The following is a 16,885-nucleotide window of genomic DNA, read 5'->3' on the forward strand; positions in this document are numbered from 1 at the left end:
TTCTATGTGTCAGTGAACTACCGCAAAACTAACGATTTAGCGGCTTCGGAGATACCAATACCTCCTCTCTTTTCCTGCTTCTTCCTGCCATTGCTTTTTAGGACACGAGGTCGATCATCCACCCATTTAGTATCAGGAGGGAACATTGTTCTCAGATATGATGCAAAGTTTTCTCTTACCCTTGCTTCAATAGCCCCACTATCAATGAGTGATTTTGCTTGGGCTATAAATTCTTTAGTTTGAGAGATGTAACTCATTGTCTTGCTTCTTTATAATGTTGAAGTTTTTGCTTTAATTCGGCTAAAAGCTGTCTTGCCCGTTCTTTGTCATCTATAAATGACATGAGCAAGCATAAGTTAATTTTATTAATTATTTCCGAACTCTCAGAAATCTTTGAACGACACAATTCTTCTCCATATCTATTTAGTTTTGTTAATGTCGGTTCTGCAAAATTCGGTATTTTTACCTTTCTCAATTGGACAGCTTCCAATTTTAAGGCACCTCCACCCATGACTGTTCCTAATTGCTCATATTGAATCTGACACCAAGTCGAATTCAAAATAGCGATAAGAACATTGTTTGTCCAAGATTCGATATTTGAATTATCAATTGTTGAGAAATTTGCATCTATTGCAGCATTATTTACCTCACTTTTGTAAGCACATACTGAATAACTATTAACGCGAGGAATAAATACCTTTGCCACATGCCGACTTCTCAGTTTAGGAATCATGTACCAGAATCTGTGCAAGCCTTTTGAGGGTTTGCTAACATTCGTTTTTACAGAAGATAGTTGCGGAACTAAAGTTCCTTTTATCTTTAGATAATTAGCTTCTGATATATAATCTTGTATATCCTGAGGAAGAAGATCATAGCCATTTCTATGTTCCTCTATTGTGTTATCAAAATCTTGTTGTGTCAAACAATTTTGAATATACAATAATACAGTCGGAGGTGTTCCTTTAACTGTATAACTATTCGTCAAATCTGATTGCCCTTGGATAACTGGTAAAAACATACCATCCATGTGACGAATAAATGCAGCTGAAATATCCGATTGGTAAACATCTCCACTTACGTGCTTCAAATAGAAAAAACCATTTGCACCTGTTCTTAAGCCTTGTGAAATCTTTAATCCAACATCTTCCAGTGTAGTCATAGATTCGTATTCTTCGTTTTCAGAAGAAACAGATTTCAGACACTCTTTGAATTTTTCTGTCTGCACACCAAAAATGGTGTTTGTAGAAAGTTGTTTGATTTCGCATACATTTGGTATTGAGTCACCTTTTGATATGAAGTTGGCGAAATTTGCATTGCTTGTGACATTACCAAATAATGATTCCTCATTCATTGCGCTTTCATATAAATCCACAATAATAGTATTTGTTTCGCTTGCAAATCGACGTGAGGCAATTATGATGGAAGTTCTCACCAAAGCATTCCCTTTGAACCATACTCCACTTACATCATTTAGGATATATTTGACTTCAAACAGTTCATCAATCAACCTTAATACTGGTTGCGAATATTCGCGTGAAAGCCATGAATTAGGCAGTACAATTGCAAACTGTCCTGTCTTATTAACTAGCATCATACATAGAAGCCATGATGGAATCGATAAATCTGCCAATCCAGATATTTCATCTATAGCTCTATGTACTCTTTCTTTTTCATTCGCAGTTAATGTGTTAAACTCATCTGCGAAGAAATGTAAGTTGCATGTTATGTCAGCAAGAGAAAATTTGGTCTCTTCCGCTTTGCCAATAAGTTCTTTACGGACATACGGAGGATTGGCTACAACTAAATCATAGCCTTCGTAATTTAAACATGAAAGGGTCTGCGCAGCAAAAGCATTGGCACATATACAGTTAATAGACGGAATTCTTTCGGAAATTGTGTCAAACAATTGTGTATCAATCTCAATTCCAGTAACACTATGGACGTTACAATATGGTTGTAGTAAATCGCCAATGCCACACATTGGGTCTATTACACTGTTAACACTTTGTGAAGGAACCAGTGTTTCAATCATATCGGCAATCTTACTTCCTGAGAAAAATTGACCAAGTAGTTTTTTCTTATCAACTTGCATATTCAAAGAAATATTTAGCATCAAGTGTAATAACAAAATTATGCTCTATACACATCATTATATACTTAGAGAATGTTTTGACAGCCACATCTTTGTTATATGGCATTGGAGCTTGTTCTACTAAATACTTAGCTAATTCCTTATCATCTTGAAATGACTCATTATATTGAACATTTTCGTTCTCTTTTTTGAGAAGAATCAAAGGGTCACCTTTAACCGTAACACTTGAATTCGTCTGCTTAAACGAAGGTTGCACTTTGTCTAAAATGCTAGCCTTGATAGAAGACAGCCCAGCCTCCTTATAGGCATCGACAAGTGCCCTCCAAATTACAGATTTTGCGGAATGAAAGACCAGCGTACAAGAAGCTGCCGGTTTCATGATTCTGCTAATCTGTCCAAACACAGCGGTCATTAAATTTGAATATTCTTCAATTGCTTTACCTTGAGCTGGATTGATTATTGCTTCCTCTGCATCGTCAGTAACAATGCCCATCCATGCTTCATTCAATTGGTTGATTTCAGAATATGGAATAAAGTCTCCAAAGGGAGGATCTGTAAATACGTAATCAACTGAGTTATCCTCCAAAAGAACATTTGTGCTACTACCATTGACAAATTGCACTTCACCTTTTGAAGATTCGATTTTTTCAAAGGCTTCAACAAAAGTCTTTAGTTTCCTTTGTAATCCAAACAAAATATTCTTCTCGACAGGAAGTCCACTGATATATAAAACCCCAGGTTGTGCACCAGTGATAACAAAGTCTGGATTGTTTTTCTTTGCCACAACTCGTGTCATTAATGTAGAATGAGCAGAATTATAGCTAAGAAGAAAAATCTTGAGTGCATCACGGATATCTTCTGGATATTGGGATATTTGACTCCATAGTGTGTTAAAAACAAACCAATTCCTAGATGTGTAAAAGTGATGCAGATGAGTTATGCCATAATGATAACCCTGTCGATACAGTTCACCCCATTTAATTGGGTAAATAGGCGAAGAAGTTATATCGCGGTTTGCCATTGTAGAGTTATAGCTCGTTTGGTCATTCTCTGTTGCATAACGAGACCATCTCTTTTTCCCTGTTATTCCATAAAGCTTATACAATCTGCGTTTTTTTACTGAAATCTCTCTATGCAGTAATGGATCATTAACAGTTTCTTTTACTCGCTCTGCATCTGCAAGATGAACACTTTCCCCACAATGAGGACATAGTGAATCTTCTTTGAATGTCAAAGGGTTATCTTGGACAGCTAATTGTGCATAAGGAATTTCCATACCACAATGTGGACAAACAACAATATCGCTCCATATTGCATGACGCAACAATCCGATGTTTCCTTCTGGATCTACAATTGAATAGACTTCATTGCATATGTCAGATGTTACTTTCAAAAGAGTTTCAGTATACTTTTTGAAAATAACAGATTTAGTCGAGCACATGGCTCTACCAAGCAAACATCCCACTGGACTAAGCTCATATACAACAGCCTTTCTTGGTCCCCAAATAGGTTCCAGTCCAAGTTCTTTTACTTTCTTAAGCATTGATTCTGTTGGACTATCGGTCAACATTGTTGCAATTCCTGTTGTTCCGCTTCCTCCGAATGGATCAAATATTGTATCACCAATATTTGAATGGCATGCAATAAAAATCGCTTCTGCCTCAGGAGAGATTTTTGTAGGATACGAAAAGGCATTAAACAATGCACCTGTTCTCGTTGAAGGGAACGGTGAACTATATAATATATCAATCGATTTGCTCATAACTATTGTAACTTAAGTGAATCTCTTTCGCTTCTATCAATTACAAGCTCCTTTATATCCACATGCAATCATTATGATAAAGAATAGGTGTCCCAACGAGAGTGGCTAAAAATAGTAGAGAGATGATCTTGTACAGCCCTATTTTCTATGCTGTCTTCACTGTTTGTATATAAATACGCTGTGAATCTTATAACGGCTCTTTCCAAACATGGTTAATCTTTACTATATGCCTGAATGTCAGGTTCAACATCAACTTTACAATTTGATATTCTATTGCAAGAACATATAATTTGCGAGAGGATGATGGTAACTATTAGGCGCAAATAATTTATGGTTATTCTTTTGGTGATTGTTCTGTAGAATCATTGTAATTCTTATTATTCTAAGAAAGGTTCTTTTTGTTGTTAGTTGAACACAATGGACTATGCTGAAAAACAGGACTGTTATTGCAATTATTTCAAGAATAAACAACATTCCTTGTATAATTTCATTCATTGGAAGTTCAGTAAATATATTCATAGTTATTCTTTTGGATATTTTTGAATAATAAAAATACTAAATCATTCACAATTAACCAAATATATCGTCCATAATAATTTCTGTTCCTCTAATTATTACCGAATTTAGTGGTTGTATTCACCAAATTCCACCGAAATTGGCGGTCGTCCACCAGAATCATGTTTCAAGCCGCGATATACCTTCATTATTCGGGGCAGAAACCTGTATGCCTCAATTTGGATTTGTGAATGTACGGGACCCCAATTTTATCAATGCACAAGCTACGATCGGCTGATCGCCCGTTTGGTTCGTTTTGTGGTATTTTGGGGCTAAAATCAGTATTCGTCCAGGGAGGACGTTTTTCATTTGTAAAGAATTATATATTTGCATAAAAAATTCGATGAAAATGAGAATGATAACAAGCATTTTAGTAGCACTGACCTTCATGTGGGTGGGTGTGAATGATACCTTGGCCCAAGGCCTTCATTTTGGAGTGAAGGGTGGTGTTTTAGGCAATAAGGCATCAGTTAGTGGGGTGCGTGACAACATTAGGGAAGAAAGCCTGACGGGATTCCAGGTGGGCCCCATGTTGCAGTACCAGACCGGTTTTTATGGTTTTGCCTTTGACTTTTCACTCTTGTATGCCCAGAGAGGTGTTAAGTTGACAAATACCAGCAACAGCCGGAGTACGGATATACGAACACAGAGTATAGACATACCGATTGAGGTGAAGTGGGAGATGTGTATATCTCCGATGTTTGATCTGTTTCTAGGGCTGGGCCCGTCTTTCTCGTTTTTAATAGACAAAGACAACTGGGGACGCGAACTTGCTCATATAGCAGTAGATGTACTGGACAAAGACTTGCCGTCTATGGGATGGAGATCCACTGAAGTCGGGTTGAATTTGGGCGGTGGTGTCAAACTGTTGAACCATCTTATTCTTAGCTGCTATTACAATATCGGTCTTACTGAATCATCACGTTACAGATTCGGGAACAAGCATGATGCTATTGACCAGATATTTGACGGGAATGTCTTCAAGTCCCGCAACAAGTATTGGCAATTGTCTTTAGCCTATGTATTTTGAACCCAGTTCATGTTCTGAACATTTGACATACTCCCGCTCCTAAAGAAGCGGGATTCGGTCGTCACCGACAACTGCTTGCCGTGGCAAGACTCACATTGTCTCTTACCGGAGTAGATGTCCCTACTCGCAAAATATTCTTCGCCGCATTTACATTACGGTCGTGGAGTGTACCACACTCAGGACACGTCCACTTCCGTATGTCCAGCGGCATTTCATGCGTAAAATTCCAATTTTTTCATAAGTTTGTCATATTACTAATTCATAGCATCATGGACAAACATTTCAATCCCAATACTTACGGTGTTTATGCCGCACCTACTGCTTACCAGATTTGGCGTAATGCCCTAGCTGCGCTTGAAAAAGACAAACACTTTGCCGCTGCCGCTTTAATGAGGCTTCAATGGGAGACTGAAACAGAATTTCTTTCTGTGGAGGAAACTGCCACCTGTTTATTATTTCTTGCGGAGAGTGACAGGAGTTTCTTTCATTATCAGCAAGCCCGTTTGTCATTAGCAAAAGGGGATGTACATGAGTTCTTCAGTGAAGTTTACAGCCGTCAGGAAGACCCTGCTGTATGCTATGCCTTACAGTATGCTGCTGAAGTGCTTCTTTACGAATATGTGGATGACGTTTATTTCTTCTGCATAGTGGAAGCCCTTGAAGAAATGGCGCCTACTGATGCTAGATTGTATTACTGGTTGGGTCGGTTGTATTTTTCTGAGAAGAATCCAGGTCGTGACATCCGTTTAGGAATGATGGCTTACTCAAAGGGAGCGATGGAAGGATCCGAACGTTGCTGTCAAGCGTTGTATTATGTGCGCAACTATGCAGCTGGTGTGGCATGTGATGCAAAATTGGCTATGGAAATGTTGCAGTCTTATGTAGAAGACGGTAATGGACGTGCCATGGTGACTTTTGCCTGGCATCTGTTAAAGAACCCGCATCGATCTGAAGAGGATGTCAACCGTGCGCTCCGGTTCTTGGAAAAGGCACTTGACTATCCCAATCCTGTCAAGGCATTGTTGTTGCTAGTTTGCCACTATCTTGACTGTGGTGATACGGAGAAGGCATTGTCTTATTGTATGAGGGTGGAGGAATGTACGGAGGCCTGCCCTTGGTATTCTAACTTGTGGATTTTATCAGATATGTTGCGTCGAGAAGTCGATCCGTCCCTTCCCATACCACCGGACAGCGCTCTTCCCTGTGATGTCCAGCGAGCCTATGTGATGTGGTTAAAAATAGGAATGCCTGAGTACAGAGCTGACAGGTTTCAACTTATTTGCCGACTTCAGGGGTTGGCTAAAATAGATTCTAGTTCCGCTTATTACTGGGGGTTGCTGTTAGAGGACGGCAGAGTTCTTTCTTTTGGGGAAAATCCCAGCCAAGCGGCAGAAGCTATGAGGCAAGCGGATTTAGTCGGTTTCATTCCTGCCGTCATCAGATTAGGCGAGTATTTCGAAAAAGGATACGGAGTAAAGAAAGATTTGACAAAAGCCGTTGAACAATATGATTTGGCAACTGAACTGGGTAACTACCGTCTGTCCTATCTTAGCAAGAAGATTAAAGAGCTTGAAAACCATTAATATCTTATACCTTTTCGAACGTCATTTAAACGGCGTTCGAACGGTGTTCAAACGGTATTAAAATGGATATGGCCTCTCCAACAAATAAGGACTCCCGTTGGAGAAGCCATGTGCTTAGATTTCTTTCAAGTCTTTTTCTCTTTTACCTTCCTTACTCTTAGCGTCCTCATAGACAATCTTCACAACGCCTTTTAAGCTCTGATGGAAGCTTTCGATGGAAAGTCTTATTGTGCCTCCTGTTGCAGCCCATGTACAGTCGTATTCAATCTGGCCGTCTCTGAGTTGATACATTATTGTATTGCTGTTGTTTTCCGATTTATGTTTTTTCTCAGTGTTAACTTTTGGAGTACCATACTTTTCTGTGTACAGGTCCTTGTAATAATTGTAAGTGTCAATCAGAGGTTCCCAGAATCCGAGCGGTTTGAATCTTACAATAACACCCAATACCTCCTTGTTGTCATCCGTGGCCATTACACCTAATCTGACTTGTTTGCCTGTAAAGGTACCTGAGAACATAGAGATATTGTTTTCCTGGCCAACCCAAATAAAATCGTTCGTTTTCAGTTTCTTTTTGAACTCAGCCAAACTTCCCTCGATGGGGATTCCTTTGAATGTCAAAAGGTCTTGTGCCATGATGTTCAGTGTCGTAAGAAATGCGACAAACGTAATCAATACTTTCTTCATAATCATTTTTTCATTAGTTGTGCCAATATGGTGTAGGTTTTATCATAGTCCTGCAAGAACTGCGGCTCAAATATAGGCAAATATCCACAACTTTCTATAAAAAAACACACAATAATTTAATCAATTCGATAAAAAGTATATTAGATTCTTTGTATCATACAGATATAACCAAGATTCTACAACTTATATATTAAATAATCACTCCAAATCACCGCAGTTCTTGCAGAACTTAATGTAAATATAAAGAATGTATAATCGTGTAAAATTATAAGTCTTTGTGTTTTAGGATCTTTAGGCTATTTTTTTTATTATAAAATAAAAATGTTAACTTATGAATTGAGCATCTAAAGTAAGAGCTACCAAAGGGCTGTTGGTACATACCTTTGGAAAGTTGGCTATTGCTCTACTTACATTTGTTAATTTTTAATTTTTGAATCAGAAAGCCAACTGCTGATTCGCATTATTAATAAATTGTTAGTTATAGTTTCTATTTTAGAATGTTACATTCGGTCATGAATCGTAAATTCATTTCCATTCTGCTTCCATTCATATTTACCATCGATATTAATTTCATGCAAGATATCATATATCGTATGTTCTGATGTAAAACTTCCTGTGTACTGCTCCTGTAATAAAGCAGAAGTCTCGACTTTCAGTTTTACATTATACTTCCGTTCAAGCTCTTTTATCAATGAAGAGAACGGTGCTTTCGTAAATTTCATTTCACCTGTTACCCAAGCACATATATCGGCTGCTTCAACTTCTCTTTTGAACACTTTCTCACTACCCTTTTCATACGTCAATTGCTCATTTGGATTCAGATGGACAGGATGTTTCAAGACAACCGGACGATTCATATAGACATCAACTTTACCGGATAATAACACGACATCAACCTCTTCCTCATCCTCGTAAGTCCTAATATTGAAGCTCGTCCCCAATACCTTTACGGCCAATTCTTCCGATTTCACCACAAACGGCTTCAAGGAATCAGGAGTCACTTCAAAAAAAGCCTCTCCTTTCAAATATACTTCACGTTTCTCTTTAAGGAAATTTTTGTCATACCGCAAGGAAGAACCAGCATTCACCCAAACAACAGACTGGTCAGGTAAAACAACCTTAGAACGAGCCCCCAACGGAACGACCGTCTCAAAGCAAACAACCTCATCTGTCCAATCTTGAGAAGAATATCCCGAATAATAAGACAAACCACTAACAACCAGTAACACCAATATTGCCACTGCCAACCGTTTCCAATGCAGAAACAGACTAAAACGCTTCTGCGAAAGCTCCTGTCTTTGATTAAGGGACATACCAAAGTTTTCATGCAAATCTGCATCAATGTGCGAAGCAAAATAGGGTAAATGAGCTATACCCCAATAATCGGCCATTTCAGCAAACACTTTTCGGTTTTCATCTGAAGCCTTTAACCATTGAACCAATTCCCGCTTTTCAACTCCGGTCAAATTACCTTCAAAATGCCCTATGATTAGTTCTTTTATTTTCTCTATATCCATAAAACTTCTTCAATCAAACAATCGTATACATTGATTACATACACACATTTGAATGAAACCGTTTAAGGAAAACTTGTTTTTTCATAAAAAGTCAAATAAAAAACAGACAAGCGGATACAAATCGCTCAGCATATCTTTCAATTTAGCCAGACCTAATCGAATCTGCCCCCTTACCGTACTGGAACTGATATTTTTGATTTTCGCTATTTCCTCGGAATTCAGTCCCTGATAGATATGCAACATGAAAATCTCCCGGCATTTCTCCGGTAAACGGCCTATAGCCTCACGTACTTTTTCCTCAATTTCCTTATTCTCCAAACAAGCAAGCGGATCCGCATCTGTAAAAACCAGACTTTCTTGATATAGACTCAAATGTTCTTCCCCCTCAGTAAGTGGCATTTCCTGGATCCGCTTCTTACGCAAATAGTTCAGGCTACGGTTTTGCACGGCACGCACCAAATAACCATCAACAGGGAAAGTCAGAGAAAAGCGGTTATTCCATACATTCAAAAAAACATCATTCACAATTTCCCTGGTCACCTCCGGATCATAGACATATTTTACAGCAATACTACAAAGAAGAGCATAACGAGCTCTATATAGATGCTCGAATGCATCTGATTCTCCTTGCCGGACATGATTTATTATATTATCATTAATTATAGGTATCACTATAAATCCAAAAGGTCAAGATCAATTTTCTCAAACCGTAACTCATATTAACATACAATATTCGTAAATAATTTTAATATCTGCAAGTAAACAACAGGAAACTATTTATTCAAGCCATAAACCCCAAAAGCAAACCTATTCCTCTCCCAAGAAAGAAATATCATTTTGTCACCTTCAAACCAATAAAGCAATGCACTTTGGAAGATTAAAAAATATTACCCGCTATACTAATTCCCAATACATGAGGTACTAATTCCATTTTTATGGGGGAGGCAGTTACATTTCAACTCTGTTTAAACACCGTTTAATCAGCACTTAAAGAATAAAAAATCCTTTTGACAAGGTTACTCCCCATCAAAAGGACTCTATCTAATATACTTTTCTTCCACGATTCCGAATCCTCATCTCCCCAAATTGAAGATCAGGGATTCCGTGCGGGCATTGTCCATGACCGTGACCAACTCTGCCACTTTCTCCAAATTGTTTTTCCAGACTACAAGGTGTTAATAATCAGTCTTCTTTCCGGTCTCCCGTTTCAATGCTTCAAAACGCATCATCATCTGGCGAAGGCGGCGCGGTTCCTTGGTTGCCAGGTTGTTCTGCTGGCCGACATCTTCCTTTACGTTATAGAGCTGGTAGCAATTGCTCATGCCGGAGAAAGAAGGGCCGTCCGGATCCTTGTAGTAACTTGGATAAGGTGGAATCATAACCCAATCGCCTTGGCGGAAAGCGTAGTTGAACATACCTTCTATGACCAATTCTTCGCGTCCTTGGTTGCTTTGCCCCAAGAAGGCGGGTAACGTGTTCTGGCTATCCGTCTTATCGGCGTATGTTTGTCCGGCCAATGCCGCCAACGAGGCCAACAAGTCCATCTGGCAGACAAAAGCATCTGACACGGCCGGTTTCACCACCTTCGGCCAACGGAGCATGAAGGGAATGCAAGTTCCGCCGTTATACATACTGGTCTTCCCGCCTCTGAGCGGCCCGGCCACCTTGTGGTTGCCGACCATCTCTACAGCCTGGTCTTGATAGCCGTCGTCCAGCACCGGCCCGTTGTCGCTGGTCAGGATAACCAACGTGTTCTCGGTCAATCCCAAGCGGTCCATCTCTTTCAAAAATTCTTCCACACACCAATCGGCTTCCAGGATGACATCGCCACGCGGCCCCATGCCAGACTTGCCGACAAACCGTTCGTTCGGTACACGTGGCACATGCGGCTGGTGCAGGCCGTAATACAAGAAGAAAGGCTTGTCTTTATTTTCGCGCATGAATCCTTTTGCCTTTTCCAAGAACAACTCTGCCATATCTTCATCTCTCCATTGTGCGGCCTTTCCCCCTTTTTGGAAACCGATACGTGGCACACCATTCACGATCGAACCGGCATGTCCCACGCTGGGGTGCATACGCAACATTTCCGGGTTATCCTTACCGGTAGGCTCGCCCTCGAAGTTTTTCCTGTAGCTGACGTACAAAGGATCTGCCGGATCCAACCCGACACCTTTTCCGTTTTCAATGTAGATACAGGGGACACGGTCATTGGTTGCCGCCTGGATAAAGGAGTAGTCATAACCGACCTCCTTAGCTCCCGGATAAACCTTGTCGTTCCAATCCACGCCACCATCGCCCAAGCCCAAATGCCATTTGCCAACCGACCCGGTCACATAGCCGGCTTTCTTCATCACCTTAGGCAAGGTGACTTGCTGCTGGTCAATGATCAAAGCGGCATTTCCAGGAAGGATCTTCGCGCCTTTATTCGTCCACGGATACATACCGGTCAAAAGAGAATAACGGCTCGGCGTCGATGTAGCGGCGGTGCAATAGCCCTGCGTAAAACGAATCCCCTCGTTTGCCACCCGGTCCATACCCGGTGTCTTGATGGCAGTAGCGCCATAGCAACTCAGATCACCATAGCCCAAATCATCGGCCACGATAATCACCACGTTCGGCTGCTTCACCTCTGTCTGTGCAAAAGCCATTGCCGGCAATGCACCGACAAAGACTCCAAAAGTCTTAATTAATTGTTCCATGTATTTATATGATAGGTTTCAACATATTTCCATCCTTGTCTTCCGGATAAAGTGCCCCCTCGGCTTCCAGTTGTTTCACCATCGCTTTCATCATCTCGACAACACGTCTCGTATCGGTGGTTGCCAAATTATGGATTTCGATTGGGTCTTTCTTCAGATTATACAACTCGTAGGCAGGTCTATCCGGACGTTCCGGGTTGTAATAATAGATCAGTTTGTAATCACCCTCCCGATAGATAGTGAAATAGCTACCCCGGTGTTCATGCGGAAAGTGCATCAGGAACTTTTCCGGACGTGCCTCATTTCGCTCTCCGACCAGCTGTGTCGCCAAGTCGAAACCATCAAGCACATAATTCTTCGGACGTTCCACTCCGGTAACCGCCAATACCGTAGGATAAATGTCCATCACCGTCCCCATCTGCTGTTGGACAACTCCTGCCTGGATCGGCAATTTCTTCTGCTGCGGGTATCGGGCATCCTGTTTTGCCCAACAAGCGATAAACGGTACACGCATTCCGCCCTCATATTCACTACCCTTCTTCCCTCTCAACGGTGCTGAAGAGGTATGTCCCTTTTCATCTCCTAACGGAGCGTCCGATCCATTGTCACCTAAGAAAAGGATCAAAGTATTTTCAGCTATCCCCAATTCTTGGAGATGATCCATGATATCGCCCAATGACTTGTCCATCCCTTCAATCAATGTGGCAAAAGCCTTTTCCTTATTGGACATATTAGAATCTGTATAGTTCCCGATAAACCGCTTGTCTGTCTCAAATGGGGCATGAACAGCATAATGGGCCATATATAAGAAGAAAGGTTTTCTTTCAGCGACAGCCTTGTCTATTTGGTCATTCGCTTCAAGCGTCAAAGCATCGCTCAGAAAGGTATTCGTTCGATGATATTTTTTCAAACCGGGTACCGCACGTGCTTTTTGCCCTTTGATGTGCCCATAGCCGTGCTCACCGTAATAACTTCCCGCATGCCCAATAGAAGAACCGGCAATGTTCACATCGAACCCGACATTCAGCGGGTCCTCACCTTCGCTCCCAATGCGCCCGAAATGTGCCTTCCCCACATGGATCGTCTTATATCCTGCCTGTTGCAAAACACGCGGTAAAGTCGGTGTCTTCTTCGAAATACCGTCCCAGTTCCAGCCTCTTGGCCCGAAAGGCGTACGGTTGTTGTTTTCTGGATTGATCCAATTGGTTGTGCGATGACGTGCGGCATTCTGCCCCGTTATAATGGATGCACGCGAAGGCGAGCTTACACTTTGCGCATAAAAAGTGGAGAAACGGATTCCCTGCCGTGCCATCCGTTCCATATTGGGTGTTCGATACCATTCGTTCAATGAATGACGAACTTCATTTCCATTCTTGTCTGTCAAAAAAGGTAATGAAGTGTCCATCAACCCCATGTCGTCCACCAAAAACACAACCACATTCGGCCGATCGGTCTGCGCAGCCAACGATGGCCCTACCAAAAATAACATCGGTACATATCCTATATGCTTCATATTTTTTTCATTGTTTCGTTTCTTTATTATTCATGTTTATACTTTGGATTCGGTTGCGTCGGTTCAGGCGCACCTACTTTCTTCTTCCAATTCTCCAAAAGTTCATGAAGAGTTTTTGTTTTCCGGGGATTGTCAGCTGACAAATTTCTCTTTTCCGAAACGTCCTGACGGATATTATACAGTTCAAGTTTACCTGTTTCATAATGTTCGATCAGTTTCCAGGCTCCTTGCCGGACCACCGAAACCGGACGAGTCCGAAAATGCGGTGTTCCCGATTCACGCGTATCCACCTTATCTCCTTCAAGGTAAGCCGGGAAATGCCAAAATAAAGGACGTTTGTCATACCCTTTCGTCTGTCCCCGTAACAACGGAAGCAAGCTCCTGCCATCCATTTGCAAGCTGCGAGAATCAACACCGGCCAACTCCACGAATGTCGGGAAGAGATCGAATTGTAAAACCGGAATATCCCTTATCTCTCTCTTCTCAAAACGTCCCTTCTGATAAATGACCAGCGGTACGCGGATTCCCCCTTCAAAGAAAGAGCCCTTCCCAGCACGAAGTGGCCATTGGCGGGAGATCTTATATACACCTCCATTGTCCGAAGTGAAAACAATCAACGTGTTTTCCTCGATACCCATCTCACGGACGGCGACCAATACCTTGCCCACATTGCGGTCCATCGCTTCGACCATAGCTGCATAAACCGGATTATCATGCGCTTCCGTCACCGGTTTCTTTTTGTATTTGTCTATCAGTTCAACTTCAGCCTGCAAAGGAGTATGCACCTCGTAGGTCGCATAATACAAGAAGAACGGACGTGTCTTGTCCACCTGCTTCAAGTAGTTTACCGCCTCATTGCCTAATCGATCCATCAGGAATTCCCCTTCTTCCCCATCCTTCAAGCCTGGGTTTTTATAGGGAGAGAAATAACTCTTCGGATGTCCGGCATGATTACCACCGATATTCCGATCCATACCATTTTGAAGCGGATCATCCGTCACGTGCCACTTCCCAATATGACAAGTCTGGTAACCCGCATCCTTTAGGACTTGCGGAAGCATCTGGATGCCAGATTCGAGTACCTCTCGGTTTGGAATGGCAATCAACTTGCGCTCGGAAGCCTTCCCCCGATTCGGCTCCCCGACAGTATAGATGCCATGCCGCGGAGTATATTGCCCTGTCAACAGACAAGCTCGACTCGGGGCACTGTTTGCCGCGCCTGCATACGCTTCATTGAACCAAACGCCTTGCTGCCTAAGCCGATCAATATTGGGAGTCTCATAATAAGAACTTCCATTGGAGCTCATATCCGTCCATCCATAATCATCAATATTGATCAATATGATATTGGGACATTCTTGCTGCGCCATACCCTTCAAAGGAAACAAAAACAAATATCCGGTTGTTAAAATGCCCAAATTCGTATTCATGGTATATTGTTACTCTTACAAGTGATAAATGTAAATAAAAAAGTATTCTCAATCATCACAAAATATAATCATCCAAATATTACAAGCCTTAAATTTAATGCAATTAACAAGTTTATATTAGGGAAGACGATAGAATATTTCATTCGTACCGAAGAAAAACCATGTTATGCAACATATAACATCCTTAAAACGATATTTTAAACCGATCAAAAGAGGCTGTAAGTAAGTTTCTTCAATACTCTGTTTCAAGAACTTGCAGGAGCTGACACAAAAATCACTTGCCCCTTCTTTTCATACTTGAAACCATAACTCTTATGAAGTATCTCGAGAATTTCACCAAGATCACGAGCCGGAAGCGTACCTGTGAAGCAATCTTTACCAATCGTATCACATCCAACAAAATGGAAAGTAACATCAAAATTTGTTTCAACGGCCCTGATCACTTCTTTCAACGGCCTATTTCGGAAAACAAGCTTTTCTGACAACCAAGGAATCTCCATCTTCTCCAACTCGTCCATAACTGTAAACATCCCCGTCTCTTTACACAATCTTGCACACTGATTTTCGAAAAGTTCCAACTTATTGTGAGACGAGCAGGATTCTAAAAGAACATGACCTTCGAGTAGAAGGACCTCTATGTCATCTTCATACGTACGGGCTTTCAAATTGAACACAGTTCCCAACACTTCCAAATCCATATCTTCGGTAGAAATTAGAAATGGCAACTCTTCATTATGGGCAACCTCGAAAAAAGCCTCTCCTTCGAACTTGATCTGACGGCTTTCTTTATTAAATGTCACCGGATTATATCGAAGCATAGACAACGCGTTGATACGGACTTTTGATCCGTCAGGCAAGACAATACTTACCCGTTCTCCTTTACCTACTGAAATAATCATGTCGTGCGAAGCGGCAACAAACGAATGACGATAAAAATAGAACATACTAAGTACCAACAAAGGGATGAGCAAAACCGCCGCAATACGCAATAACGAAAGCACGAAACTCATTTTAGATTGAGGCTTCAATTTAACAGTAATCCTTTCACCGATCTCCCGGAGTTTGACAACTGGAACTTCATCGACTTCCATCTCATTGGAAAGCCACTCCTGTTCCATCCGATGACCGATCTCTTCATCAGACAGACAATTTATTTCTTCACGAAGACGACACAATTCCTCTTGTGTCAAGCTGTTTTTCAAATATTTAGTGTGTAAATCTTCCATGTTCAATATATACTTTATCATATTTAAGACACGATTTTTGCTTATAAATGCCATGAATCTTACATTTTTTACATCTAAAAAAGTCCAATTAACAAAGTTAATGCTTTATACCTTTCAAGTCTTTTGCGGAAAACCTTCAAGGCAAGTGATAATTGATTTTTAACAGTTTGCTCACTGATGCCAAGCAGTCCAGCTGTTTCATGAGAAGAAAGTCCTTGCTCCTTGCAGCATTCATATACGTTCCGTTGCGTAACTGGCAAACAGCCTTTTATTTGTTCCAACAGTTGACAAAAATCATCAAATTCTACCTTTCGACTTGTATCGTCAACTGACAAAGCCGAATCATTACAAAAGATCACATATTCTTCATAAACAGGAGAGTTGACCTGAGTGCGAAATTTATTTATAAGTCGGTTCTTTGCAATTTGAAACAGGAAATGAGCTACTGTATTCTCATCACGGATCATGCTACGATTTATCCAAAGAGAGGTAAAAACTTCCTGCACGATATCTTGTGCATCCTCATGCGATTTTGTATAACGATAACAGTAACCGTTTGTACGGTTACTGTATATGCCATATATGGCATTGAAGGCCTGATACGAACCAACTTTTAGATTTCGAATATAAATACCCTCTGCAACCTTCTGCATACAGAATTATTATAAAAATCAACTATTTAAACAATTGATGCAAAAATAGTTGATTTTTCATTATCATCGCTCATTATGCCTAGCAAAAACAGAAAATCATAATCACTTCAAATAATATACTCTCCCAAGCTAATGCTCAAT

14 protein-coding genes are annotated in these 16,885 nt (G+C 40.9%); 2 read left to right on the forward strand and 12 right to left on the reverse strand.

The features are described from left to right. Nucleotides 1-17 precede the first annotated feature (17 nt). From BQ9893_RS21805 to BQ9893_RS20355, 3 genes are read right to left on the reverse strand one after another with little or no spacing between them, the layout of a single operon-like run. Nucleotides 18-257, reverse strand: coding sequence for a hypothetical protein (locus BQ9893_RS21805; protein WP_075967726.1), 240 nt, complete (start codon nt 255-257; stop codon nt 18-20). After that, on the reverse strand, nt 254-2,092 hold the full coding sequence (locus BQ9893_RS20350) for an Eco57I restriction-modification methylase domain-containing protein (protein WP_075967727.1): 1,839 nt from the start codon (nt 2,090-2,092) through the stop codon (nt 254-256). The genes BQ9893_RS21805 and BQ9893_RS20350 overlap by 4 nt, the downstream gene beginning before the upstream one ends. Further along, nucleotides 2,082-3,854 (reverse strand): hypothetical protein, encoded by a 1,773-nt coding sequence (locus tag BQ9893_RS20355; protein ID WP_075967728.1) that lies wholly within the window; start codon nt 3,852-3,854, stop codon nt 2,082-2,084. The genes BQ9893_RS20350 and BQ9893_RS20355 overlap by 11 nt, the downstream gene beginning before the upstream one ends. A 904-nt stretch (nt 3,855-4,758) precedes the next feature. On the opposite strand from BQ9893_RS20355, the gene BQ9893_RS20365 reads away from it, so the two are divergent. Further along, a complete protein-coding gene (locus BQ9893_RS20365; protein WP_416911923.1) occupies nt 4,759-5,439 on the forward strand; it encodes a porin family protein in 681 nt (226 codons plus the stop codon). Between the two features lie 61 nt (nt 5,440-5,500). On the opposite strand, the gene BQ9893_RS22475 is transcribed toward BQ9893_RS20365, so the two are convergent. Further along, nucleotides 5,501-5,650: a zinc ribbon domain-containing protein gene (locus BQ9893_RS22475; RefSeq protein WP_208610833.1), complete on the reverse strand. Its 150-nt coding sequence runs from the start codon at nt 5,648-5,650 to the stop codon at nt 5,501-5,503. A gap of 58 nt (nt 5,651-5,708) precedes the next feature. Here BQ9893_RS22475 and BQ9893_RS20375 point away from each other — a divergent pair, with 58 nt between their 5' ends. Beyond that, a complete protein-coding gene (locus tag BQ9893_RS20375) occupies nt 5,709-7,022 on the forward strand; it encodes a tetratricopeptide repeat protein (RefSeq protein WP_075967730.1) in 1,314 nt (437 codons plus the stop codon). Between the two features lie 114 nt (nt 7,023-7,136). Here the strand turns inward: BQ9893_RS20375 and BQ9893_RS20380 are convergent, their stop codons facing one another. The 8 genes from BQ9893_RS20380 to BQ9893_RS20415 form a co-directional block, all read right to left on the reverse strand. After that, entirely contained in the window at nt 7,137-7,706 is a 570-nt protein-coding gene (locus tag BQ9893_RS20380; RefSeq protein WP_075967731.1) for a hypothetical protein, read from the reverse strand. Between the two features lie 500 nt (nt 7,707-8,206). Continuing rightward, nucleotides 8,207-9,223: a FecR family protein gene (locus tag BQ9893_RS20385; protein WP_075967732.1), complete on the reverse strand. Its 1,017-nt coding sequence runs from the start codon at nt 9,221-9,223 to the stop codon at nt 8,207-8,209. 81 nt (nt 9,224-9,304) lie between these two features. Then, complete coding sequence (locus BQ9893_RS20390) at nt 9,305-9,895, reverse strand: RNA polymerase sigma-70 factor (RefSeq protein WP_244155228.1); 591 nt, start codon at nt 9,893-9,895, stop codon at nt 9,305-9,307. 503 nt (nt 9,896-10,398) lie between these two features. Beyond that, nucleotides 10,399-11,871: a sulfatase-like hydrolase/transferase gene (locus BQ9893_RS20395; protein WP_374110963.1), complete on the reverse strand. Its 1,473-nt coding sequence runs from the start codon at nt 11,869-11,871 to the stop codon at nt 10,399-10,401. Nucleotides 11,872-11,926: 55 nt separating this feature from the next. After that, nucleotides 11,927-13,411 (reverse strand): sulfatase, encoded by a 1,485-nt coding sequence (locus BQ9893_RS20400; protein ID WP_244155244.1) that lies wholly within the window; start codon nt 13,409-13,411, stop codon nt 11,927-11,929. 50 nt (nt 13,412-13,461) lie between these two features. Next, complete coding sequence (locus tag BQ9893_RS20405) at nt 13,462-14,865, reverse strand: sulfatase (protein WP_244155230.1); 1,404 nt, start codon at nt 14,863-14,865, stop codon at nt 13,462-13,464. Nucleotides 14,866-15,110: 245 nt separating this feature from the next. Then, nucleotides 15,111-16,112 (reverse strand): FecR family protein, encoded by a 1,002-nt coding sequence (locus tag BQ9893_RS20410; RefSeq protein WP_167369900.1) that lies wholly within the window; start codon nt 16,110-16,112, stop codon nt 15,111-15,113. Nucleotides 16,113-16,165: 53 nt separating this feature from the next. Continuing rightward, complete coding sequence (locus BQ9893_RS20415) at nt 16,166-16,744, reverse strand: RNA polymerase sigma-70 factor (RefSeq protein WP_075967736.1); 579 nt, start codon at nt 16,742-16,744, stop codon at nt 16,166-16,168. Nucleotides 16,745-16,885: the final 141 nt, after the last annotated feature.

Source organism: Parabacteroides massiliensis, assembly GCF_900155425.1.
In the GTDB taxonomy this organism is placed as follows: domain Bacteria; phylum Bacteroidota; class Bacteroidia; order Bacteroidales; family Tannerellaceae; genus Parabacteroides; species Parabacteroides massiliensis.

What these genes read in the sequence shown, in the direction of transcription:
- BQ9893_RS20385 (WP_075967732.1), bottom strand. Translation starts at nt 9,223, where the DNA reads ATGGATATAGAGAAAATAAAAGAACTAATCATAGGGCATTTTGAAGGT.
- BQ9893_RS21805 (WP_075967726.1), bottom strand. Translation starts at nt 257, where the DNA reads ATGAGTTACATCTCTCAAACTAAAGAATTTATAGCCCAAGCAAAATCA.
- BQ9893_RS20410 (WP_167369900.1), bottom strand. Translation starts at nt 16,112, where the DNA reads ATGATAAAGTATATATTGAACATGGAAGATTTACACACTAAATATTTG.
- BQ9893_RS20365 (WP_416911923.1), top strand. Translation starts at nt 4,759, where the DNA reads ATGAGAATGATAACAAGCATTTTAGTAGCACTGACCTTCATGTGGGTG.
- BQ9893_RS20405 (WP_244155230.1), bottom strand. Translation starts at nt 14,865, where the DNA reads ATGAATACGAATTTGGGCATTTTAACAACCGGATATTTGTTTTTGTTT.
- BQ9893_RS20355 (WP_075967728.1), bottom strand. Translation starts at nt 3,854, where the DNA reads ATGAGCAAATCGATTGATATATTATATAGTTCACCGTTCCCTTCAACG.
- BQ9893_RS20400 (WP_244155244.1), bottom strand. Translation starts at nt 13,411, where the DNA reads ATGTTATTTTTGGTAGGGCCATCGTTGGCTGCGCAGACCGATCGGCCG.
- BQ9893_RS22475 (WP_208610833.1), bottom strand. Translation starts at nt 5,650, where the DNA reads ATGCCGCTGGACATACGGAAGTGGACGTGTCCTGAGTGTGGTACACTC.
- BQ9893_RS20380 (WP_075967731.1), bottom strand. Translation starts at nt 7,706, where the DNA reads ATGAAGAAAGTATTGATTACGTTTGTCGCATTTCTTACGACACTGAAC.
- BQ9893_RS20350 (WP_075967727.1), bottom strand. Translation starts at nt 2,092, where the DNA reads ATGCAAGTTGATAAGAAAAAACTACTTGGTCAATTTTTCTCAGGAAGT.
- BQ9893_RS20395 (WP_374110963.1), bottom strand. Translation starts at nt 11,871, where the DNA reads ATGGCTTTTGCACAGACAGAGGTGAAGCAGCCGAACGTGGTGATTATC.
- BQ9893_RS20375 (WP_075967730.1), top strand. Translation starts at nt 5,709, where the DNA reads ATGGACAAACATTTCAATCCCAATACTTACGGTGTTTATGCCGCACCT.
- BQ9893_RS20415 (WP_075967736.1), bottom strand. Translation starts at nt 16,744, where the DNA reads ATGCAGAAGGTTGCAGAGGGTATTTATATTCGAAATCTAAAAGTTGGT.